The organism is Eleftheria terrae (genome assembly GCF_030419005.1).
Classification (GTDB): domain Bacteria; phylum Pseudomonadota; class Gammaproteobacteria; order Burkholderiales; family Burkholderiaceae_C; genus Caldimonas; species Caldimonas terrae.
Genome location: NZ_CP106951.1, coordinates 2,395,019 through 2,416,146 on the forward strand (window position 1 = coordinate 2,395,019; position 21,128 = coordinate 2,416,146).

Genomic DNA, 21,128 nt, shown 5'->3' on the forward strand with positions numbered 1-21,128 from the left:
GTTCACCCCTGCACGATGGCGTTGGAGAAGACGTCGATGAGTCGACGGATGGGCTCGCGCTTGAGCTTGAGCGCGGCCTGGTTGACGACGAGGCGGGAGGAGATCTCCATGATCTGCTCCACCTCGACCAGGTGGTTGGCCTTGAGCGTGCTGCCGGTGGAGACCAGGTCAACGATGGCGTCGGCCAGGCCGGTCAGCGGCGCCAGCTCCATGGAACCGTAGAGCTTGATGAGGTCGACGTGCACGCCCTTGTCGGCGAAGTGCTGGCGCGCCACGGTCGTGTACTTGGTGGCCACCCGCAGCCGCGAGCCCTGCCGCACGGCGGCGGCGTAGTCGAAGTCGGCACGCGCGGCCACGCTCATGCGGCAGCGGGCGATGCGCAGGTCCAGCGGCTGGTACAGGCCCTGGCCGCCGTGCTCCAGCAGCACGTCGCGGCCGGCCACGCCGAGGTCGGCGCCGCCGTACTGCACATAGGTGGGCACGTCGGTGGCGCGCACCAGCACCACCCGCACATCGTCGCGGTTGGTGGGCAGGATGAGCTTGCGGGACTTCTCGGGGTCTTCGGTCACCTCGATGCCGGCAGCCTTCAGCAGCGGCAGGGTCTCTTCGAAGATGCGTCCCTTGGACAGCGCCAGCGTGATCATGACGCCTTCACTCGCTCGATGTCCGCGCCGATGCCGCGCAGCTTGGCTTCCATCTGGTCGTAGCCTCGGTCGAGGTGGTAGATGCGGTCCACCACCGTCTGGCCCTCGGCCACCAGGCCGGCGATGACCAGGCTGGCCGAAGCCCGCAGGTCGGTCGCCATCACGGTGGCGCCGGACAGCTTCTCGACGCCCTGCACCACCGCGGTGTGGCCGTCCACCTCGATGCGGGCGCCCAGGCGCACCAGCTCGTTGACGTGCATGAAGCGGTTCTCGAAGATCGTCTCGGTGATCTTGGCGGCACCGTCGGCCACGCAGTTGAGCGCCATGAACTGGGCTTGCATGTCGGTCGGGAAGGCCGGGTACTCGCTGGTGCGGAAGGACACCGCCTTCACACGGCCGTCGCCCTTCACCCGGATGTGGTCCTCGCCGGCCTCGATGCTCACGCCGGCCTCGCGCAGCTTCTCGATCACCGCGTCCAGGTGGCTGGCGCGGGCATGGCGCAGCACCACCTCGCCGCCGGCCGCGGCCACCGCGCACAGGAAGGTGCCGCACTCGATGCGGTCGGGGATGATGTCGTGGCTGCAGCCGCGCAGCGAGTCGACGCCCTGGATGCGGATCTTGCTCGTGCCGAGGCCTTCGATCTTCGCGCCCATGGCGATCAGCATCTCGGCGAGGTCGGGGATCTCGGGCTCCTGGGCGGCGTTTTCCAGCACGGTCTCGCCTTCGGCCAGCGTGGCGGCCATCAGCAGGTTCTCGGTGCCGGTGACGGTGACCATGTCGGTGGTGATGCGGGCGCCCTTGAGCCGCTTGGCGGTGGCCACGATGTAGCCGTGCTCCACCTTGATGTCGGCGCCCATGGCCTGCAGGCCCTTGATGTGCTGGTCCACCGGCCGCGAGCCGATGGCGCAGCCGCCGGGCAGGGACACGGTGGCCCGGCCGAAGCGGGCCAGCAGCGGCCCGAGCACCAGGATGGAGGCCCGCATGGTCTTCACCAGGTCGTAGGGCGCTTCCGGGTTGGCGAGGCGGCCGGCGTCCAGCACCACCTCATCGGGCCGTGCCTCGGAGCGCTCGGCGGCGACGCCCATGTTGCGCAGCAGCTTGAGGGTGGTGTTGACGTCCTGCAGCCGCGGCACGTTGCGCAGCGTGACCGGCTCGGCGCTCAGCAGCGCGGCACAGAGTTCGGGCAGGGCAGCGTTCTTGGCGCCGGAAATCGTGACTTCACCGTGAAGCCGGCGGCCACCGCGAATGAGGAGTTGGTCCATGGTGTGGGGGGTGGTGGACCGCCCCGCGCCACGCTGTTGTCAGGCCCCCTGGCGCGGTGCAGGAGCGCACGCGCAGAGCCCGCAACCGCGCCGCAGCAGCGGTTGCCGATCAATGATGGTGGTGGTTGGCCGAGGTCTCAGCCCACTCGGCGGGGGTCAGCGTCTTCATCGACAGGGCGTGGATTTGCTCGCGCATTCTATCGCCCAGTGCCCGATAGACGATCTGGTGGCGGGCGACCCGGTTCTTGCCGGCGAACTCGGCCGAGACGATGGTGGCGAAGAAATGACGGCCATCCCCTTCCACCGCCAGGTGCTCGCAAGGGAGCCCCTGGGCGATGTAGTCGCGGACCTCTTGGGGGGTGGGATCGGCCATAAGGACGCCATTATGGCCCAGGCGCCAGGCTTGCGCTGGCGCCGCCACCGATGGCCAAGGACACCGCTCGCCTATCCGTGACGCAGTTGCGGCCGGCGGGCCGCTGCAGGCGGCCCGTCCCATCTGGCGCGGACCGCGGCGGCCAACGGCCGTCCATGCCACGCGCCGCCCGGCCCGGGCGCGCCAGCCGAGGCCCGGCGGCACGCGGGGCGTCGAGTGGACAGCCGCCGACCTGCAAGCGTGGACCGGCCCGCGACCGGGCATGCGCCACTCAGTGCCGCAGCTTGTAGCCCGAGCGCAGCAGCTGCAGCGCCAGGCCCGAGACCACCAGGAAGCTGCTGCCCACCACCGCCAGGCTGAGCCAGGGCGAGACGTCGCTGACGCCGAAGAAGCCGCGGCGGAAGCCGTCGATCATGTAGAAGAAGGGATTCAGGTGGCTCACGCCCTGCCACAGCGCCGGCAGCGAATGCACCGAGTAGAAGACGCCCGACAGGAAGGTCATCGGCATGATGATGAAGTTCTGGAAGGCGGCCATCTGGTCGAACTTCTCGGCCCACAGCCCGGCGATGAGCCCGAGCGAGCCCAGCATGCCGGCCCCCAGCACCGCGAAAACGATGATCCAGGCCGGCTGCGCGAAGCTGGGCGGCGCGAACCACACGGTCGCCAGGAAAACGCCCACGCCGACCGCGAGGCCGCGCAGCACCGAGGCGCCCACATAGGCGGTGAACCAGGCCCAGTGCGACAGCGGCGTGACCAGCAGGAACACCAGGTTGCCGGTGATCTTGCTCTGGATGAGGGAGGAGGAGCTGTTGGCGAAGGCGTTCTGCAGCACGCTCATCATCACCAGGCCCGGGATGAGGAAGCTGGTGTAGCCGACCGAGTCGTAGACCTTGACGTGATCTTCCAGTACATGGCCGAAGATCAGCAGGTAGAGCACCGCGGTGAGGACCGGCGCGGCCACGGTCTGGAAACTGACCTTCCAGAAGCGCAGCACCTCCTTGTAGAGCAGCGTGCGCACACCGGCGAAGCGGGTGGTGACGGCTTTCATCGGGCCTCCCGTGCGGCCGCCGGCGCGGCGGCGGGCGGCGGCGGGTCGGATTGCATGATTTCGAGGAACACGTCCTCCAGGTCGGCCCGGCCGATTTCCAGGTCTTCGACCTTGCAGCCGGCCTGCCGCAGGGTGGCCAGCAGGCTTTCGACCTCCTGCGCGTCATGCGCCTTGAGCTGCACGATGCGGCCGATGTGGCGCGCCTGCTGCGCCAGCGCCGCTGGCAGCGGGCCGTCGAGCTTGAAGCTGAGCATGGTGCTGGCGGTGCCGCTGAGCAGCGCCGAGGTGCGGTCGAGCGCGACGATGCGGCCGGCCTTCAGCATCGCGATGCGGTGGCACAGCGCTTCGGCCTCCTCCAGGTAGTGGGTGGTCAGCAGCACGGTGTGGCCTTCGCGGTTCAGCCGGGCAATGAACTGCCACAGCGTCTGGCGCAGCTCCACGTCGACGCCGGCGGTCGGCTCGTCGAGCACGATGACCGGCGGGCGATGCACCAGCGCCTGGGCCACCAGCACCCGGCGCTTCATGCCGCCGGAAAGCTGGCGCATGTTGGCGTCGGCCTTGTCAGCCAGGCCGAGGTGGGCCAGCAGCTCGTCGATCCAGTCGTCATTGCGCTTGACGCCGAAATAGCCGGACTGGATGCGCAGCGCCTCGCGCACGCTGAAGAAGGGGTCGAAGACCAGCTCCTGCGGCACGATGCCCAGCTGGCGGCGGGCCTGCGGGTAGTCGGCCACCACGTCGTGCCCGTTGACGAGCACGCGCCCGCCGCTGGCACGCGACAGGCCGGCCAGGATGCTGATGAGCGTGGTCTTGCCGGCGCCGTTGGGCCCCAGCAGGCCGAAGAACTCGCCCGGCTCGATGTCGAAACTGACGTCCTTGAGGGCCTGCAGGGCACCCCGCGGCCCGGCATAGGACTTGGAAACCTGCTGGAAGCTGACGGCTGGCATGGCGGCGCATTGTAGGGAGGAGCGGCCGTGGCTGCCGCAGCGGGGTCTTCGCGGTTTGCGCCCCGGCCGCTTTTTGCTAGATTGCCTGCTCACCGGCGACACGGGGGGAGCGGGCCGGGGCACCGGAGACGCCATGCAACAGAAGAAGCCGCGCCGCACGGCCGAGCGCATCCTGGAAGTGACGCTGGACTTGTTCAACCGCTTCGGCGAGCCCAACGTCTCGACCACGCTGATTTCGGCCGAGCTGAACATCAGCCCCGGCAACCTCTACTACCACTACCCGGCCAAGGACGAGCTGATCAACTCCTTGTTCGACCGCTACGAGCGGGCGCTGGACGAGTTGCTGGCAGCGGCCGACAACGTCAAGAACGTGGAAGACGCCTGGCTGTTCTTCCACATGCTGTTCGAGCTGATCTGGCAGTACCGCTTCCTCTACCGCGACCTGAACGACCTGCTGAGCAAGAACCGCCGGCTGGAGACCCACTTCCAGTTCTTGCTGAAAAACAAGGCACGCGCCGTGCAATCGGTGCTCGACGGACTGTGCCGGCACAAGTCGGTCTGCATCGATCCGCCGGAAGCGGAGACAGTGGCCACCGCGATGGTGGTGGTGCTCACCTATTGGCTGAGCTACGAGTACGTGCGCGACCCGCGCAAGGCCCTGGAGCCGGAAAGCGCCTCGGCGGCACTGGCGCGGGGGGCACACCATGTGCTTAGCCTGTTGGTGCCCTACCTCGAGGCCGGCGAGAAGGCGCACCTGCTGGGCCTGGTGGCCGGCTATCGCAAGGCTTGACGAAGCGCCCGCGCCGTACGGAGGTGAGCCGATGACCCGCTGGACACCGTTTCCCTACGACCCCTCGGACTACCGCTACGACCCCGAGGCGCTGGCCCGGCACTGGGGCCGGCTGCATGCCGGCGATGCTGAACCGCTGCCCGACGACCCGCGGGTGATGCAGGCCTGGTGCCTCTTCCACGCAGGCCAGTTCGAGCAGGCCACCGCCGCCGGCCTGGCGGCGGGCGACGCCGGCACCACCGTGGCGAACAAGGCGCAGGCCATCTACGCCGCCCGGCTGGAGGAGAACGAGCGCCGCAAGCTGGAATTGCTGCTGGAGGTGGCGGAGCGGGCCGAGGCCCAGCAGGCCCGCTGCCCGGAGCTGGCCAATGCCTGGTTCTGGCAGGCCTTTGCGCTCGGGCGCTATGCACAGGGCATCAGCATCACGCAGGCCCTGTCGCAGGGACTGGGCGGGCGGGTCAAGCGTGCGCTGGAGCGCACGCTGGCGCTCGCGCCACGGCATGCCGACGCCCATGTGGCGCTGGGCGTCTTCCATGCCGAGGTGATCGACAAGCTCGGCGAGTTGCTGGGCCGCACACAAGGCGCCAGCAAGGACGACGGGCTGCGGATGTTCGACACCGCGCTGCGCTTGAACCCGAGCTCGCCGATCGCCCGGCTGGAATATGCGATGGGTCTGGCGATGCTGGACGGCGACGGCCAGCAGCCCGAGGTGCAGGCCCTGTACGAGGCCGCGGCGGCCTGCCAGCCGATGGACGCCATGGAGCGGCTGGACGTGGAGTGCGCGCGCTCGGTGCTCGAGGAGGAGTGAGGCGGCAGGAGCCGGCGGCGCCTGGCAGCCCAGGCCTGCCCGCAAGGACGTGCCGATGCGTGGTGCATCGGAGGTGGCAGCGGCCTTGAGCAGCATCAACGCCACGCTTGGCACCGCTGCCTACACTGGACCGCGCCCACCTGCCGTATCGACATGTCCGCTTCCCCGCCGTTTGCTGCCGAGCCCCATACCGCTTTCGAGGATGTGCAGGCCCTGTTGGTCGGCACGCTGTTCATCTCGCTGGGGGTGGCGCTGTTCAAGCATGCCGGGCTGCTGACAGGCGGCACGGCCGGGCTGGCCTTCTTGCTGCACTACGCCACCGGCATTGGTTTCGGCCAGGTGTTTTTCGTCATCAACCTGCCCTTCTACTGGCTTGCGCTGCGCCGCATGGGGCGGCCCTTCACGGTGAAGACCTTTGCCTCGGTGCTGCTGCTGTCGGTGTTCGCCGAGTGCCATCCGCTGGTGCTGCGTTTCGGTACGGTCGAGCCGGCCTATGCCGCGGTGCTGGGCGGGCTGCTGATGGGCACCGGCTTCCTGATGCTGTTTCGCCACCGGGCCAGCCTGGGCGGTGTGGGCATCCTGGCGCTCTACCTGCAGGACACGCGCGGCTGGCGAGCCGGCAAGGTGCAGATGGCTATCGACTGCGGCATCGTGGCGATGGCCTTCACCGTGGTCGAGCCGCGGCAGGTGATGTATTCGCTGCTGGGCGCGGTGGCCCTGAACGCAGTGCTGGCCGTGAATCACCGGCCGGGACGCTACCTGGCGATGTGAGGGGCAGCCGGCCCGGGCTGGCGGCGGCCGGCGCGCGGCCCCCGCCGGCACTCTCGTTGCGGGAGGCTCCCGGGCACCGGGGCGAGCGAGTCCCTCGACCCTGCAAAGCTCAGCGCAGCGTCCACCACGCCAAGAGCACGCTGAGCCCCCACTCAACAGCCTCCGGCAGGAGCCGCGCCTCGGTGCCGTGCGCGAGCGGCAGCATCGTCGCCCGTTGCCACGCCCAGCGGCAGCATCAGCAGGCCGATGCCGGCCCAGGCCACCGACTGCTGCCACACCCCCAGGCCGACCAGCCCGAGACACAGGAGCACGCCGGCCAGCAGCGGGGCCCCGGGCAGCGTCGGCGCGCGGTAGCTCCTGCCTTGGCAGAGCCGGCAGCCAGCGGCCACGGCAGGAGTGGAAAGCAGCTTGCCCCGGAGGGAGATGCCGCGGCCGCGGCAGTGGGGGCAGGTGTACATCGCAGCGAAGGAAAACATCCCGGACACGGACCATCGGGTGGGCAGCCCCCACTGTACCGTGCGCGACTCGCGGCGGCCCTCAGCGCCGGTGCCAGCCGCTGCCGCACCGGGCCCGGCCGTGATTCACTGCACGGTGCGGCGGTGCAGGCGCCCGCCCCTCCAGCGGCCCGACCGGGTGGCTGGCGGCCGTCTCAGCCGGCGCTGCGCGGAGCGGCCGCCAGCAAGGCCTCGGCAACGGCGGAGGTGGTGTTGACCGCATGCTCGGCGACCTGCTCCGCGTTGTCCTCGATGGTGGCGAGGGGGTAGGTCCCGGACACGATGCCGCCGTACCAGACCTCGGCCGCGGCAATGGTGCCGCCGCAGCCGTCGATCGCCGCGCGCAGGCATTCGGCGACCGACGCCAGCCCGTCGTCGGCGAACAGCTCGGCGGCGTCCGCGCTCACCTGGTAGGCGTAGAGGGCCGAGCCGATGCGCTCGATGAGGATGCGGACGATCATGGGGCTCTCCGACGAGGGATGTGGCGTGGCGTGGGCGGGTGCGGAGGGGCACTGTAGCGCATGGTGGCGGCTGTCTCCTGCGCCCGCGCAAGGCCGGGCGACAAAGGGTGCGCAAGGCGGCAGGCGCCGGCGCGCGGCGGGGTGACGAGGCGCCACCGGCGGCCACCGCGACGGGCGACGGTGTGCCCGCCGGGCGCAGTGCCCGCACTTACGGGCGTCGGCGGGCATTGCCGCTCAGTCGCCGGGCTGCTCGATATAGACGCGTTGCCACACTTTCAGCAAGTGCTGCTTGAAGACGCGGTTCTCCTTGGCGTCGAGCGCCTTGTCCAGCTGGTGGCTGCCGCCATACCACTCGTTGGGGCCACTCTTGATGCGTGATTCGCCCCGGATGGCGAGCTTCTTCTCGCCGGATCGGAGGATCACCTTGATCACCGAGGAGTCGACGCCACCGCCGCAGAACAGCCGGTACGGCACGGTGGCTTCATAGTGGCCGTCGCCATCGAGGTCGGTGACAGTGAGCTGGTCGGTGAAAAAGGCAGCGGCGATGTCGAGCCCCGGGCACTGGATTTCGTCCCGGATGACCCATTCCGGGGACCAGCCGCCTTTGGCGCGGCGATAGCTGGTGGCCCTGAGCTGGATGAGGTCGGTGCGGCCGTCCACGCTGCCGGCGGTGGTGGCGGATGCCACCCGGGTCAGCACCAGCCGGTGTTCCCCGGCTCGGTCGTGGATCTTGAGGCCGTGAACGTCGCCTTCCGCGGTGGGAATGCCTTCAGCGGCAGCTTCCGCGGGGCTGAGGGGGGCGACGGTCAGCGGCGGCCTCGCGCCGGCATCGCCGGGGAGCAGGACCAGCAGGCTGAGGCTGAGCAGGGCGGGGTGGAGATGGCGGCTCATGCGGCAGCCCGAGTCAGGAGCACTGTGGTTGTTCTGGACGCGGGCATTCTCTGCCGCGGGGAAAGGACACCGCAGGCTGGAATGCGCACCTTCCTCCTGCGGGCGGGGCTGGGCTCCGGCCTTCGGCATTGCGTCCGGCACCTGGCTGTTGCCGCAGACCGGGTCGGTGCTGTCGAAATGGCGGTGGCGCCCGGCAAGGACCAGGGCCTCGCGGGCCCTTGGCGCCGAGCCCGCCACTGGCCGATGACGAATTGGCGGCGGGCGGTGGGCCAGCCGCCAGCACCGCCGCGCGACGGAGAGCGGCCCTGGCCATCAGCCGCCCACTGTCGCGTCCTCGGCCTGCCGCGCGAGCACCGGCCGCAAGGCCACGCCGGTATGGCTGCCGGCCGCCACCACCGTTTCGGGCGTGCCGCTCACCACCACCCGGCCGCCGTTGACACCACCGTCCGGGCCCAGGTCGACGATCCAGTCGGCCTCGGCGATCACGTCGAGGTCGTGCTCGATCACCACCACGCTGTGGCCGCCATCCACCAGCCGGTGCAGCACGCGGATCAGCTTCTCGACATCGGCCATGTGCAGGCCCACCGTCGGCTCGTCCAGCACATAGAGCGTGTGCGGCGCCTTCTGGCCGCGCCGCGTCACGTCGTCACGCACCTTGCTCAGCTCGGTGACGAGCTTGATGCGCTGGGCCTCGCCGCCGCTCAGCGTCGGCGAGGGCTGTCCCAGCGTCAGGTAGCCCAGGCCGACATCCTTCAGCAGCTGCAGCGGATGCGAGATGTTGGGCATGGAGGCGAAGAACTCGACCGCCTCGTCCACCTCCATGTTCAGCACGTCGCCGATGCTCTTGCCGCGCCAGGTGACGGCCAGCGTCTCGGCATTGAAGCGCTGCCCATGGCAGACATCGCACGGCACCTTCACGTCGGGCAGGAAACTCATCTCGATGGTGCGCATGCCCTGCCCCTCGCAGGCATGGCAGCGGCCATCGCCGGTGTTGAACGAGAAGCGGGCCGGCGCATAGCCGCGCGCCTTGGCCTCCAGCGTCTCGGCAAACAGCTTGCGGATGGTGTCCCAGAAGCCCACATAAGTGGCCGGGCAGGAGCGTGGCGTCTTGCCGATGGGGGTCTGGTCGACCTCCAGCACCCGGTCCACCCGTTCCCAGCCCTCGATGCCGGTGCAGCCGCTCCAGGCCGGCAGGCCCTTGCCGCGGTTGGCGACGATGGCCTGCACATTGGCCAGCAGCACGTCGCGCGCGAGTGTGGACTTGCCGGACCCGCTCACCCCCGTCACCGCCACCAGCCGCTGCAGCGGCACCCGCACGTCCACCTGCCGCAGGTTGTGCAGGTGGGCGCCGCGCACGGTCAGCGCCGGCGCCTCCTTGGCCACCGCTCGCCGCGGCTGCAGCGGGTGCACCAGCGGCCGGGCCAGGAAGCGGCCGGTCAGCGAATCGGCATGCGCCCGCAGCTCCTCGGCGGTGCCCTGGGCGATCAGCCGCCCGCCGCGCTTGCCGGCACCGGGGCCGATGTCGATGATGTGGTCGGCCCGCCGGATGGTGTCCTCGTCATGCTCCACCACCACCAGCGTGTTGCCCTGTTCGCCCAGCTTGTGCAGCGCGTCCAGCAGGATGTTGTTGTCACGCGGGTGCAGGCCGATGGTCGGCTCGTCCAGCACATAGCACACGCCCTGCAGGTTGGAGCCCAGCTGCGCCGCCAGCCGGATGCGCTGGGCCTCGCCACCGCTGAGCGTGGGCGCGGCCCGGTCCAGCGTCAGGTAGCCCAGGCCCACTTCGCCCAGGAACTCCAGCCGGCTGCGGATTTCGACGATGAGGTCGCGTGCGATGGCGGCTTCCCGCCCGTCCAGCTGCAGCCCGGCCACCCAGGCAGCGGCATCGCCCACCGCGCGCGCTGCGATCTGGGCGATGGATTCGCCACGGAAACGCACCGCCAGCGAGACCGGGTTGAGCCGCGCGCCCTCGCAGCCGGAGCAGGGCTGGTCGGTGACGTCTTCCACCTCGGGTTCGGCAAAGGTCTGCTCACGGCCCTTGTTGTCCTCGCGCTGGGTGTCGTCGTAGGCCTTGCGCTGCTCGCGCGTCAGCTCCACGCCGGTGCCCACGCAGTCGGTGCACCAGCCGTGCTTGGAGTTGTAGGAGAACATGCGCGGGTCCAGCTCCGGATAGCTGGTGCCGCACACCGGGCAGGCGCGCTTGGTGGAGAACACCTTGGTCTTGCCGATGCCATCGGTCGGTGTGCCGGCCAGCATCGCGGCACGCAGGCCGTCGAGCGGCGCCAGCAGGTGCATCACGCCCTTGCCCAGCTCCAGCGTGCGGGCCAGCAGCGCGCGCAGCTCGGCCTCGTTGTCGGGCCGGATGTCGATGTCACCCACCGGCAGCTCGATGGTGTGCTCCTTGAAGCGGTCGAGCTTGGGCCAGGGTTCCACCGGCACGAAGTGGCCGTCCACCCGCAGGTGCGTATGGCCCCGGGCCTTGGCCCACTTGGCCAGGTCGGTGTACAGGCCCTTGCGGTTGATCACCAGCGGCGCGAGCATGCCCACATGCTGGCCCTTGTGGTCGCGCAGCAGCTGGGCGGTGATCGATTCGGGCGTCTGCGGCCGCACCTCGGCGCCGTCGTGCACGCAGTGCTGCACGCCGAGCTTCACGTACAGCAGGCGCAGGAAGTGGTAGACCTCGGTGGTGGTGGCCACCGTGCTCTTGCGGCCGCCGCGTGACAGCCGCTGCTCGATGGCCACCGTGGGCGGGATGCCGTAGACCGCATCCACCTCCGGCCGGCCCGCCGGCTGCACGATGCTGCGGGCATAGGCATTGAGCGACTCAAGGTAGCGCCGCTGGCCTTCGTTGAACAGGATGTCGAAGGCCAGCGTCGACTTGCCGGAGCCCGACACCCCGGTCACCACGCTGAACTTGCCGCGCGGGATGTCCACGTTCATCGACTTGAGGTTGTGCTCCCGCGCATTGACGATGCGGATGGCCTCCTCCCCGGCCTGCCGCGCGCCGGCGGCGCGCCGCGCCTTCACCAGCGACTGCAGCGGCCGGCCCTCCTCGGCGCGCGGCGCCTCCAGGCCCAGCGCCGCCTCGTACTCGCGCAGCGCCTGCCCGGTGTGCGAGGTGGCATGCGCCTTCACATCGTCCGGCGTGCCGGTGCACACCAGCTCGCCACCCTGCTCGCCGCCCTCGGGGCCGAGGTCCACGATCCAGTCGGCCGCCCGGATCACGTCCAGGTTGTGCTCGATCACGATCAGCGAATGGCCGGCGTCCAGCAGCTTGCGGAAGGCCCGCATCAGCTTGGCGATGTCGTCGAAGTGCAGCCCGGTGGTCGGCTCGTCGAACAGGAACAGCGTGCCCTTCTTGGCGAGCGCCTGCCGGCTGGCGGTGGCGTTCTTGGCCGCCTCGGCCAGGAAGCCGGCCAGCTTCAGGCGCTGCGCCTCGCCGCCCGACAGGGTCGGCACCGGCTGGCCCAGCTTGACGTATTCCAGCCCCACGTCCACCAGCGGCTGCAGCACGCGCAGCACATCGCGATCGTCCTTGAAGAGCTGGGCGGCTTCGCTCACCGTGAGCTCCAGCACGTCGGACACGCTCAGGCTGCGCCAGCCTTGCGGGCCCTCGCGGTCGATGCGCACCTCCAGCACCTCGGCACGGTAGCGCTTGCCGTCGCAGTCGGGGCAGCGCAGGTAGACGTCGCTCAGGAACTGCATCTCCACATGCTCGAAGCCCGAGCCGCCGCAGGTCGGGCAGCGCCCGTCGCCAGCGTTGAAGCTGAACATGCCCGCGCCGTAGCCGCGCTGCTGCGCCAGCGGGGCGGCGGCGAACAGCACGCGGATCTCGTCGAAGGCGCCGACATAGCTGGCCGGGTTGGAGCGGGCCGTCTTGCCGATGGGCGACTGGTCGACGAACACCGCGTCGGCGATGCGGTCGGCGTTGAGCAGGCGGTCGTGCTCGCCGGGGCTTTCGGTGGCCTTGCCGAAATGGCGGGCCAGTGCCGGGAACAGCACGTCCTGCATCAGGGTCGACTTGCCCGAGCCGCTGACCCCGGTGACGCACACCAGCCGCTGCAGCGGGAACTCGACGCTGACGTTGCGCAGGTTGTGCTCCCGCACGCCCTCGATGGCGAGCCGGGGTGTGGCCTCGTCCACCAGCCGCCGCATGCCCATGCCGATGCGCTTGCGCGCGCCCAGGTAGGCGCCGGTCAGGGTGTCGGCCTGGCGCAGCGCCTCGGGCGTGCCGTCGAACACCACCGAGCCGCCGCGCTCGCCGGGGCCGGGGCCCATGTCGAGCACCCGGTCGGCATTGAGCATCACGGCCGGGTCGTGCTCCACCACCACCAGCGTGTTGCCGGCGTCGCGCAGCCGGTGCATGGCCTCGACGATGCGGTTCATGTCGCGCGGGTGCAGGCCGATGCTCGGCTCGTCCAGCACGAACAGGGTGTTCACCAGCGAGGTGCCGAGCGCGGTGGTGAGGTTGATGCGCTGCACCTCGCCGCCCGACAGGGTGCGGCTCTGGCGGTCCAGCGTGAGGTAGCCCAGACCCACGTCGCAGAGGTACTTCAGGCGGGTGCGGATCTCATCGAGCAGCAGCTTGAGCGCCTCGTCCAGCATGGAGCTGGGCAGGCTCAGGCTGTCGAAGAAGCGCTTCAGCCGCTCGATCGACAGCATCATCAGGTCATGCAGGCTCAGCCCCGGCAGGCTTTCGAGCTGCTCGCGCGACCAGGCGGCGCCCACCGGCAGGTGGCGCTGCGCGGGCGGCAGCACGGCATCTGCATCCGCCTTGGAGCCCAGCCGCCACAGCAGCGACTCGAGCTTCAGCCTGGCGCCGCCGCAGGCGCCACAGGGCGTGTAGCTGCGGTACTTGGACAGCAGCACCCGGATGTGCATCTTGTAGGCCTTGCTCTCCAGGTATTCGAAGAAGCGCCGGATGCCGTACCACTGCTTGTTCCAGTTGCCGCTCCAGTGCGGCGAGCCCTCGATGACCCAGTGGCGCTGGGCCTCGCTGAGCTGGTTCCACGCGGTGTCGCGCGGAATGCCGGCCTCGCCGGCGTACTTGAGCAGGTCGTCCTGCGAGTCCTTCCATGCCGGCGTCTGCAGCGGCTTGATGGCGCCCGAGCGCAGGGTCTTGCGCTGGTCCGGGATGACCAGGCCCCAGTCGACCCCGATCACGCGGCCGAAGCCGCGGCAGGTCTCGCAGGCGCCAAATGCCGAGTTGAAGGAGAACATGGCCGGGCTGGGCGCGCTGTAGCGCAGCTCGCTGTCCGGGCTGTGCAGGCCGGCCGAGAAGCGCCACACCTCGGGCTCGCCCTCGTCCTGCAAGGCATAGACGTTCACCCGGCCGCTGCCGCGCTTGAGCGCCACCTCCAGCGCCTCGACCACCCGGGCCTTCTCGGTGCCGGCCAGGCGGAAGCGGTCGGCCACCACGTCCAGCACCTTGCGCGGGCCGGTGGGGGTGGCCACCTCGCGCTCGGCCTGCACCCGGGTGAAACCGCTGGCCGACAGCCATTGCTCGATCTCCTCGGGCGTGGTGCCGCCTGGCAGCTCCACCGGGAAGGTGACCACCAGGCGAGGCGCCGCCGCCGCGCTGCGCAGCAGCAGCTCGGCGTAGATCGACTCCGGGTTGTCCTCGCGCACCGGCTTGGCGTTCTGCCGGTCGAACAGCTGGGCGGCACGGGCGTACAGCAGCTTCAGGTGGTCGTTCAGCTCGGTCATCGTGCCGACCGTGGAGCGCGAGGTGCGCACCGGATTGGTCTGGTCGATGGCGATGGCCGGCGGCACGCCCTCCACCTTGTCGACCGCCGGACGGTCCATGCGGTCGAGGAACTGGCGCGCATACGCGCTGAAGGTCTCGACATAACGCCGCTGGCCCTCGGCATACAGCGTGTCGAACACCAGGCTGGACTTGCCCGAGCCCGACGGGCCGGTGACCACGGTCAGTTCGCCGGTCTGGATGTCCAGGTCGAGGTTCTTGAGGTTGTGTTGTCGTGCGCCGCGAATGCGAATGACGCCTGAAGTCATGGTGGCGGGACTTTCTCGGGGGGTGGCAGGGCCGGGTGGCCAAGGATTCTAGGGAAGCGGCGGCCGGGTGCCCGCCGGCTTGCGCATGTCCACAAACTTCCGCCTTGTGCGGTGATCAACTCCACGCTTCTCTTGTGTAAAAACCGCCTAAACCTTGAGATTCTTCACATTGAAGATTGGAATCAATCGGTGACACTGAGGCAGTTGATTTCAAGGTGAAGCGTTGACCGGCAACGCGCGCGCCTGCGCCCTGCCCGCCTCGCCGCGGCCGCGCAGCCGGGCGCCGGTCGTGCAGCCCACCGTGCCCCCCTCAGCCGGCGCCGTCCGGCGCCTTCACAGAGAAACCGCATGAACTGCAAACGACTCGCCGCCTGGGCGGCTCTTGTCCTGGGTCAGCTGGCTGCGGCCGGTGCCCATGCCCAGATCGTGATCGGCCAGACGGCCGGCTTCTCGGGCCCGGTGTCGGCCGGCGTCAAGGAGACCACCGACGGGGCCCGCCTGTACATCGACAGCGTCAACGAGCGCGGCGGCATCCATGGCCAGAAGGTGGAGCTGGTCTCGCTGGATGACAAGTTCGAACCGCCGCTGGCCGCCGAAAACGCCCGCAAACTGATCGTCGAGCGCAAGGCGGTCGCCCTCTTCCTGACCCGCGGCACGCCGCACACCCAGGCGGTGATGCCGCTGCTGACCGAGCACAAGGTGCCGCTGGTGGGCCCGTCCACCGGCGCGGTGGTGCTGCACGAGCCGGTGCATCCCTTCGTCTTCAACGTGCGCGCCACCTACCAGCGGGAAGCCGAGCGAGCGGTGCGACACCTGAGCCTGATCGGCATGGACCGCATCGCGGTCGCGCATGTGGACGACTCGTTCGGTGCAGACGCCATGAACGGCGCCCTCAAGGGCTTTGCCGGCGTCGGCAAGCAACCGGTGCTGGTGGAGAAGTTCGACCGCACCAAGCCCGAATTGGCGCCCATCGCGCAGAAGGCCAATGCCGTGAATGCGCAAGCCCTGCTGATCGTGGGGTCCAGCGCCGCGGTCGTGGACGGCACCCGGGCGCTGCGGGCGCTCGGCTCCCGGGCCCAGATCGTCACGCTGTCCAACAACGCTTCGGCCGGTTTCGTGAAGGCCATGGGCGACCAGGCCCGCGGCACCATCGTGGCCCAGGTGTTTCCTTATGAGCGCTCGATCTCGGCGTCCATCGTGAAGGAGGCGCTGGACCTGGTGCGCAGCAAGGGCGGCAGCGACATCTCGCCGGCCATGATGGAGGGCTTCGCTTCCGCCAAGGTGCTGGTCGAGGCGCTGCGCCGTGCCGGCCCCTCGCCGACCCGCGAGAAGATCGTGACCGCGCTGCACAGCCTGCGCAAGTTCGACCTCGGCGGCATGGAGATCAGCTACACCCCGGGCGACCATTCCGGCCTGGACTACGCCGACCTGTCCATCATCGACGACAGCGGCCGCTTCCGCCGCTGATGCGCCGGGGCGACGGGCAGGCGCGGCGCCGATGGCCGGCGCAGCCGACTCCTCCGCCCGTGCCCTGCACCGGCCCACCCTGGCCCGGGACGCAGCAAGGCTGAGGGTCGGCGGCTCGAGCGACACCGCCCGAGCGCAGGGACCCACGGCTCAAGCCAGGCGAACGGGCTCAAGCCAGGCGAAGCGGCCCCGCCCGCGTCTACGGCCCCCTGTCGTGACCTGTCGTGGCCTGTCGTGGCCTGTCGTGGCCTGTCGTGGCCTGTCGCCACTTCTCCTGCGCCTCGCGGCGCCAGTTGCCCTCCGCGTTTTCCTGCCGGCTCACCGCCCCGCGCCTCATAGCCGGTGCGCATAGCCGGTGGGCCTCATGCCTGCAGGCTCCACGGGCCGTGTCTAGGCATAGCAAGCGGCGCGCATCTCGTCTGCCGAGAAGAAGCGCCCGACCATCTCCCACTGCTCAGGCACGTTGAGTGCCGGCGCATGGCCGCAGCCGGGAATGGTGACGGCCACCGCGCAGGGCCCGCGCAGCCGCATTTCTTCCACCGTCTCGGCCAGCAGCAAGTCGGATTGCTCACCGCGCAGGCACAGCACCGGGATGTCGAGACTGTCGTAGGCCTCCCACAGGTCGTAGTCGCGCGGATGGTGGGTGAACTGCAGCGCCATCGCCGGGTCGTAGTGCGTCGTCACCCCGCCACCGGGCAGGCGGCGGGCGGAGGTTTCGGTCAGGCGCCGCCATTGCGCCTCCGATAACCAGCCAAAGGGCTTGTAGACGGTGCGCAGGAACTCCTCCAGCTCGGTGATGCGGGCAAAACACGGCGGGTTGCCGGCATAGTCCCGGATGCGGGCGATCGCCGCCTCCGCCAGCCGCGGCCCGTTGTCGTTGAGGATCAGGCGCCGAATTCGGCCCCGCAGCAGCGTCGCCGCCGCCAGGGTGCCAATGGCACCGCCCATCGAGGTGCCCAGCCAATGGAAACGATCGATGCCCAGCTGGTCCACCAGGGAGGCGGCCAGCTTCACATAGAAGGACAGTTGGTACTCGCGCACCGGGTCCGGGCTCCATTGCGACAGGCCCCGACCGATCGTGTCCGGACAGATGACACGGTAGCGCGAGGAGAGGTACTCGGCCACCTCGTCCATGTCCCGGCTGGTGCGGGCCAATCCGTGCCAGGCAATCACCGTCTCGCGGTGTCGCGCGCCCCATTCGGTGTAGTGGATCTCTCGACCTTCGCAGACCAGGTAGTGCGAAGTAAAGCTCATGACATCTTCCTTGCCACGCAGAAGCGGTTCAGTGGGTCCTTAGCGAACCGGTGCAGTCTCGGCGGCTTGCACCGGGGTCGGAGTCGAGGCGGGAGGCGCCATGGACGCGGCCCGCGCCGCCTGGCGAAGCCGGCCGACAATGCCGGACGGGAAGTGGTAGACGCACAGCACGAACAGCACGCCGAGCCACAACAGCCAGCGGTCTGGCGAGATGAGCTGTGACAGCAGCCCCACCCCCTCCACCGCGCCCGAGGCGGCGCGCATCAGGTCCTGCAGGTAGTTCTGGGCCAGCACGAACAGGGCACTGCCGACCACCGCACCGTAGATCGTGCCCATGCCGCCGATGACGACGATCAGCAGGATGTCGAGCATGATCTCGAAACTCAACGAGGTGTCCGGGCCGTTGTAGCGCAGCCAGAGCGCGAGCAGGCAGCCCGCCAGCGTCGCGAACAAGGCCGACAGCACATTGCTCAGGGTGCGGTAGACCACCGTCCGATAGCCGATGGCCTCGGCCCGGAAGTCGTTCTCGCGGATCGCCTGCAGCACACGTCCGAAAGGCGAATTGACGATGCGCAGCATCAACAACACCAAGCCCAGGGCGACAGCGAACACCAGGTAGTAGGTGATCAAGCGGCCATCGACGGTGACACCGAACAGCGGTTGCGCCAAGGGCTCGAAGCTTGGCGTCAGCCATTCCGGCACCCGGAAGCTCAAGCCGTCCTCGCCGCCAGTGAAATGCGACAGCTGGGAGGCAAAGGTCTGAAACGCCGAGGCCACGGCCAGCGTGATCATGGCGTAGAACATCGCCTTCACGCGCAGGCTGAACAGCCCGATCACCAGCGACAGCACCAGCGACAGCAGCAACGCCAGGCCAGCGCCGGTCCCCAGCGCCAGCCAGTCGGCCCCCATCCGGCTGGAGGCGATGGCCACCCCGTAGGCGCCGATGCCAAAGAACATGGTGTGCGCGAAGCTGACGATGCCGGTGTAGCCCAGCAGCAGGTCGTAGCTGGCCACCAGCACGATGAAGACCAGGATCTTGGCCGCAACGTTGAGCGACCGGCTGCCCGGCAGCACAAACGGCACCAGCAGCAGGCCCAGGACGATCAGGACCAGCAGCAGGGCCAGCCAGCGGCTGCGCGGCAGGTCGTGAGACAGCAATTGCTTGAGCATGGGACCTTCCTCAGCGGTTGGTGACCGGATACAGGCCTTGCGGCCGCCACAGCAAGATCAGCACCATCAGGCCGATGTTCGAGAACAGGGCGATCTTGGGAAACAGGAAGCCGGTGTAGTTGGCCATCAGCCCGACCAGCACCGCCCCGACAAAACAACCGAAGGTCGAGCCCAGCCCGCCGATGATGATGACGATGAAGAGCAGCACATTGACCTGGGCGCCGATCTGCGGCACCACCATCTGCTGGTACAGCCCCCACATCACGCCACCCAGCCCGGCCAGCGCCGAACCGACCACGAACACGCCGACGAAGAGACGCCGGATGCGGTAGCCGAGGCTTTCGACCATCTCGCGGTCCTGCACGCCGGCACGCACCAGCAGACCGATCTTGGTGCTGTTGAGCACGTAGAGCATGGCCGCCAGCACCAGCAGCCCGAGCGCCACCGCCAGCAGGCGGTACTTCTCGAAGGCCGTGTCGCCCAGCACCAGGGAGCCGCGCAGGGCCTCTGGCAAGGCAAGCGGAATCTGCTGGGGGCCCCAGATCAGCTTGATGATCTCCTCGCCGATGATCATGCCGCCCATCGTGATCAGGATCTGCTTGAGGTGATGCCCGTAGACCGGCCGCACCACGATGCGCTCGAAGGCAAAGCCGACCGCACCGGCCACCGACATCGCCACCAGCATGGCGAGGAAGACGGCACCCAGGTTGAGCAGCAGTGAATCGGCCGACGTCCAGCCGGCCATGCTGCCGAGCACGCTGGTGGCGACGAAGGCCCCCAGCGCGATGAAGACGCCGTGCCCGAAGTTGAGGACGTCCATCAGCCCGAAGACCAGTGTCAGCCCGGACGCGATGATGAAGACGATCATGCCCATCGCCAGGCCGGCGACCGTCAGGGTGAGCCAGGTGGGCACCGAGCCGACCATGGGCAATGCCAGTGCGGCGAGCACCGCGACCAGCAGCAGGGGCGCAGCATCGAAGCGGCTGCGCGGCACCGCACCGGCGCCTGCGGCGTTCAGCGGGGTGGAGGTGGAGACCGTGGCAGTGTTCATACGTGCTTCCCTCAAGTCATTGATGCGCCTGCAGGGACAGGCCCAGGAGGCGCTGCTGCAAGCCCAGGTCTTCGACCAGCGCGGCCATCGGGCCACGGTGGACCACACGGCCGTCGTCCATCACGGCCACCGTGTCACCCAGCGCCTTGGCCATCGCAAAGTTCTGCTCGACCAGCAGGATGGTGGTGGCGGTTCGCTTTAGTTCACGCAGGACCGCAATCAGGTTCTGCACGATGGCCGGAGCAAGCCCCTTGCTCGGCTCGTCGATCAGCAGCAGCTTGCGTGGCTCGACGATGGCGCGCGCCACCGCGAGCATCTGCTTCTGCCCGCCCGACAGCTTGCCGGCCGGGTAGAGCCAGAATTTCCTGAGGGCCGGGAAGAAGCTGAAGATCCACTCCAGCCGGTGGGTGTCGACGTCGTCGATGTGGCGGGCGTGCCGGGCAGCCAGCAGCAGGTTCTCCTTGACCGACAGGTCGGCGAAGATGCCCATCGTCTCCGGCACATAGGCGATGCCGCGCTGCGCGATGTCCGGTGTGGCGCTGCGGCGCCCGCTGCCGGCGATGACGTGGCTGTCGAAGACGATGCGGCCCTGGCTGGCCTGCCAGAGACCCATGATGGTCCTGAGCGTCGTGCTCTTGCCGGCTCCGTTGCGGCCGAGCAGCATGGTGACTTCGCCACGCGGCACCTCGAAGTCCACGCCGTGGAGGATGTGGTAGGCGTCAATATGGGTGTGCACGGCTTCGAGGCAAAGCAGGGGGGGATGGCTCATGGCGGTCCTCAGGCAGAGTGCGGTCGGGCGTTGCGGCGGCGACGGCACACGCCGCCTGCCGTGCTGTCGGCAAGGACGGGCCGGCCATGAGCGGCACGGCCCGGGACAAGCAAGGGATCGGCCGGCCGGCAGCGACCGGGGCTCAACAGCTGCACACTCATGCGGCGGTCTCCAGCACGCTGCCCATGTAGGCGTTCTGCACCACCGGCAGCGCCATCACCAGCGACGGCTCGCCGTCGGCCAGCAGCTGCCCGTTGTGCAACACGATGACGCGGTCGGCCAGTTCGCGCACCACGTCCATCTTGTGTTCGACCAGCAGGATGGTGCGGTCGCGGCGCTGCTTCAGTGCACGGATCAGGTCGAGCACCACCGGCACTTCGTCCACGCTCATGCCGGCGGTGGGCTCGTCGAACATATAGACCTTGGGATCGAGCGCCATCATCAGCGCCACCTCCAGCTTGCGCTGGTCGCCATGGGGCAGGCTGGCGGCCTCCGCGTCCGCCTTGTCGGCAAGGCGCACCGTGTCGAGCACGGCCCGCGCCTCGTCGATCAGGGCACGATGGTCCAGCCAGACGCTGAGGAAGCGCAGCCCGCCGCCGTGGCGGGACTGCACTGCCAGGCGCACGTTCTCGAGCACCGAGAGCTTGGGAAACAATTGCGTGAGCTGGAAGGCCCGACCCAGCCCGCGCCGGGTCCGCAGCGCCGCAGGCAAGGCGGTGATGTCTTCCCCATCGAGCCAGACCGAGCCACTGCTCGCCTTGAGCTGGCCTGAGATGAGGTTGAAGTAAGTCGTCTTGCCGGCTCCGTTGGGACCGACGATGGCGGTCAGCGTACCGGGCTGGAAGGTACAACTGACGCGATCGACCGCTACATGTCCGCCGAAGCGGATGGTCAGATCCCGGGTTTCGAGCATCGCGCT

17 protein-coding genes are annotated in these 21,128 nt (G+C 69.2%); 4 read left to right on the plus strand and 13 right to left on the minus strand.

Going from position 1 to position 21,128, the window contains the following annotated elements:
- Positions 1 to 2 precede the first annotated feature (2 nt).
- The 5 genes from hisG to N7L95_RS10540 form a co-directional block, all read right to left on the minus strand.
- Positions 3 to 644, minus strand: coding sequence for an ATP phosphoribosyltransferase (gene hisG, locus N7L95_RS10520; RefSeq protein WP_301259775.1), 642 nt, complete (start codon positions 642 to 644; stop codon positions 3 to 5).
- On the minus strand, positions 641 to 1,906 hold the full coding sequence (gene murA, locus N7L95_RS10525) for a UDP-N-acetylglucosamine 1-carboxyvinyltransferase (RefSeq protein ID WP_301259776.1): 1,266 nt from the start codon (positions 1,904 to 1,906) through the stop codon (positions 641 to 643). The genes hisG and murA overlap by 4 nt, the downstream gene beginning before the upstream one ends.
- 109 nt (positions 1,907 to 2,015) lie before the next feature.
- Positions 2,016 to 2,279 carry a BolA family protein gene (locus tag N7L95_RS10530; RefSeq protein ID WP_301259777.1) on the minus strand — a complete coding sequence of 88 codons (264 nt, stop codon included), beginning with the start codon at positions 2,277 to 2,279 and terminating at the stop codon, positions 2,016 to 2,018.
- A 271-nt stretch (positions 2,280 to 2,550) separates the two neighbouring features.
- A complete protein-coding gene (locus N7L95_RS10535) occupies positions 2,551 to 3,327 on the minus strand; it encodes an ABC transporter permease (RefSeq protein WP_301259778.1) in 777 nt (258 codons plus the stop codon).
- Positions 3,324 to 4,271 carry an ABC transporter ATP-binding protein gene (locus N7L95_RS10540; RefSeq protein ID WP_301259779.1) on the minus strand — a complete coding sequence of 316 codons (948 nt, stop codon included), beginning with the start codon at positions 4,269 to 4,271 and terminating at the stop codon, positions 3,324 to 3,326. Before N7L95_RS10540 ends, N7L95_RS10535 begins: the two co-directional genes overlap by 4 nt.
- Before the next feature lie 133 nt (positions 4,272 to 4,404).
- Between N7L95_RS10540 and N7L95_RS10545 the strand changes: the two genes are divergently transcribed.
- The 3 genes from N7L95_RS10545 to N7L95_RS10555 all read left to right on the plus strand — a co-directional run bounded on the left by N7L95_RS10545 (position 4,405) and on the right by N7L95_RS10555 (position 6,640).
- Positions 4,405 to 5,061 (plus strand): TetR/AcrR family transcriptional regulator, encoded by a 657-nt coding sequence (locus tag N7L95_RS10545; protein ID WP_301259780.1) that lies wholly within the window; start codon positions 4,405 to 4,407, stop codon positions 5,059 to 5,061.
- A gap of 31 nt (positions 5,062 to 5,092) precedes the next feature.
- Positions 5,093 to 5,869, plus strand: coding sequence for a tetratricopeptide repeat protein (locus N7L95_RS10550; RefSeq protein WP_301259781.1), 777 nt, complete (start codon positions 5,093 to 5,095; stop codon positions 5,867 to 5,869).
- Positions 5,870 to 6,022: 153 nt separating this feature from the next.
- Positions 6,023 to 6,640: a YitT family protein gene (locus N7L95_RS10555; protein WP_301259782.1), complete on the plus strand. Its 618-nt coding sequence runs from the start codon at positions 6,023 to 6,025 to the stop codon at positions 6,638 to 6,640.
- Between the two features lie 649 nt (positions 6,641 to 7,289).
- Here N7L95_RS10555 and N7L95_RS10560 read toward each other — a convergent pair.
- From N7L95_RS10560 to uvrA, 3 genes are all read right to left on the minus strand, one after another.
- Entirely contained in the window at positions 7,290 to 7,595 is a 306-nt protein-coding gene (locus tag N7L95_RS10560) for a hypothetical protein (RefSeq protein ID WP_301259783.1), read from the minus strand.
- 234 nt (positions 7,596 to 7,829) lie between these two features.
- Positions 7,830 to 8,486: a M949_RS01915 family surface polysaccharide biosynthesis protein gene (locus N7L95_RS10565; protein WP_301259784.1), complete on the minus strand. Its 657-nt coding sequence runs from the start codon at positions 8,484 to 8,486 to the stop codon at positions 7,830 to 7,832.
- Positions 8,487 to 8,798: 312 nt separating this feature from the next.
- Positions 8,799 to 14,498 (minus strand): excinuclease ABC subunit UvrA, encoded by a 5,700-nt coding sequence (gene uvrA, locus N7L95_RS10570; RefSeq protein ID WP_301259785.1) that lies wholly within the window; start codon positions 14,496 to 14,498, stop codon positions 8,799 to 8,801.
- Between the two features lie 348 nt (positions 14,499 to 14,846).
- Here uvrA and N7L95_RS10575 point away from each other — a divergent pair, with 348 nt between their 5' ends.
- A complete protein-coding gene (locus tag N7L95_RS10575) occupies positions 14,847 to 15,965 on the plus strand; it encodes an ABC transporter substrate-binding protein (RefSeq protein ID WP_301259786.1) in 1,119 nt (372 codons plus the stop codon).
- Between the two features lie 390 nt (positions 15,966 to 16,355).
- Here N7L95_RS10575 and N7L95_RS10580 read toward each other — a convergent pair whose 3' ends face one another.
- From N7L95_RS10580 to N7L95_RS10600, 5 genes are all read right to left on the minus strand, one after another.
- Positions 16,356 to 17,219 carry an alpha/beta fold hydrolase gene (locus N7L95_RS10580; RefSeq protein WP_301259787.1) on the minus strand — a complete coding sequence of 288 codons (864 nt, stop codon included), beginning with the start codon at positions 17,217 to 17,219 and terminating at the stop codon, positions 16,356 to 16,358.
- 39 nt (positions 17,220 to 17,258) lie between these two features.
- The gene (locus N7L95_RS10585; RefSeq protein WP_301259788.1) at positions 17,259 to 18,389 is read right to left on the minus strand and encodes a branched-chain amino acid ABC transporter permease; all 1,131 of its coding nucleotides are present in this window, start codon (positions 18,387 to 18,389) and stop codon (positions 17,259 to 17,261) included.
- 10 nt (positions 18,390 to 18,399) lie between these two features.
- The gene (locus N7L95_RS10590) at positions 18,400 to 19,440 is read right to left on the minus strand and encodes a branched-chain amino acid ABC transporter permease (protein WP_301259789.1); all 1,041 of its coding nucleotides are present in this window, start codon (positions 19,438 to 19,440) and stop codon (positions 18,400 to 18,402) included.
- Between the two features lie 16 nt (positions 19,441 to 19,456).
- Entirely contained in the window at positions 19,457 to 20,209 is a 753-nt protein-coding gene (locus N7L95_RS10595) for an ABC transporter ATP-binding protein (protein ID WP_301259790.1), read from the minus strand.
- Between the two features lie 157 nt (positions 20,210 to 20,366).
- Entirely contained in the window at positions 20,367 to 21,122 is a 756-nt protein-coding gene (locus tag N7L95_RS10600; RefSeq protein ID WP_301260120.1) for an ABC transporter ATP-binding protein, read from the minus strand.
- Between the last annotated feature and the right edge of the window lie 6 nt (positions 21,123 to 21,128).

What these genes read in the sequence shown, in the direction of transcription:
- N7L95_RS10595 (WP_301259790.1), bottom strand. Translation starts at nt 20,209, where the DNA reads ATGAGCCATCCCCCCCTGCTTTGCCTCGAAGCCGTGCACACCCATATT.
- N7L95_RS10545 (WP_301259780.1), top strand. Translation starts at nt 4,405, where the DNA reads ATGCAACAGAAGAAGCCGCGCCGCACGGCCGAGCGCATCCTGGAAGTG.
- hisG (WP_301259775.1), bottom strand. Translation starts at nt 644, where the DNA reads ATGATCACGCTGGCGCTGTCCAAGGGACGCATCTTCGAAGAGACCCTG.
- N7L95_RS10580 (WP_301259787.1), bottom strand. Translation starts at nt 17,219, where the DNA reads ATGAGCTTTACTTCGCACTACCTGGTCTGCGAAGGTCGAGAGATCCAC.
- N7L95_RS10540 (WP_301259779.1), bottom strand. Translation starts at nt 4,271, where the DNA reads ATGCCAGCCGTCAGCTTCCAGCAGGTTTCCAAGTCCTATGCCGGGCCG.
- N7L95_RS10565 (WP_301259784.1), bottom strand. Translation starts at nt 8,486, where the DNA reads ATGAGCCGCCATCTCCACCCCGCCCTGCTCAGCCTCAGCCTGCTGGTC.
- N7L95_RS10590 (WP_301259789.1), bottom strand. Translation starts at nt 19,440, where the DNA reads ATGAACACTGCCACGGTCTCCACCTCCACCCCGCTGAACGCCGCAGGC.
- uvrA (WP_301259785.1), bottom strand. Translation starts at nt 14,498, where the DNA reads ATGACTTCAGGCGTCATTCGCATTCGCGGCGCACGACAACACAACCTC.
- N7L95_RS10535 (WP_301259778.1), bottom strand. Translation starts at nt 3,327, where the DNA reads ATGAAAGCCGTCACCACCCGCTTCGCCGGTGTGCGCACGCTGCTCTAC.
- N7L95_RS10585 (WP_301259788.1), bottom strand. Translation starts at nt 18,389, where the DNA reads ATGCTCAAGCAATTGCTGTCTCACGACCTGCCGCGCAGCCGCTGGCTG.
- N7L95_RS10575 (WP_301259786.1), top strand. Translation starts at nt 14,847, where the DNA reads ATGAACTGCAAACGACTCGCCGCCTGGGCGGCTCTTGTCCTGGGTCAG.
- N7L95_RS10550 (WP_301259781.1), top strand. Translation starts at nt 5,093, where the DNA reads ATGACCCGCTGGACACCGTTTCCCTACGACCCCTCGGACTACCGCTAC.
- N7L95_RS10600 (WP_301260120.1), bottom strand. Translation starts at nt 21,122, where the DNA reads ATGCTCGAAACCCGGGATCTGACCATCCGCTTCGGCGGACATGTAGCG.
- murA (WP_301259776.1), bottom strand. Translation starts at nt 1,906, where the DNA reads ATGGACCAACTCCTCATTCGCGGTGGCCGCCGGCTTCACGGTGAAGTC.
- N7L95_RS10530 (WP_301259777.1), bottom strand. Translation starts at nt 2,279, where the DNA reads ATGGCCGATCCCACCCCCCAAGAGGTCCGCGACTACATCGCCCAGGGG.
- N7L95_RS10555 (WP_301259782.1), top strand. Translation starts at nt 6,023, where the DNA reads ATGTCCGCTTCCCCGCCGTTTGCTGCCGAGCCCCATACCGCTTTCGAG.
- N7L95_RS10560 (WP_301259783.1), bottom strand. Translation starts at nt 7,595, where the DNA reads ATGATCGTCCGCATCCTCATCGAGCGCATCGGCTCGGCCCTCTACGCC.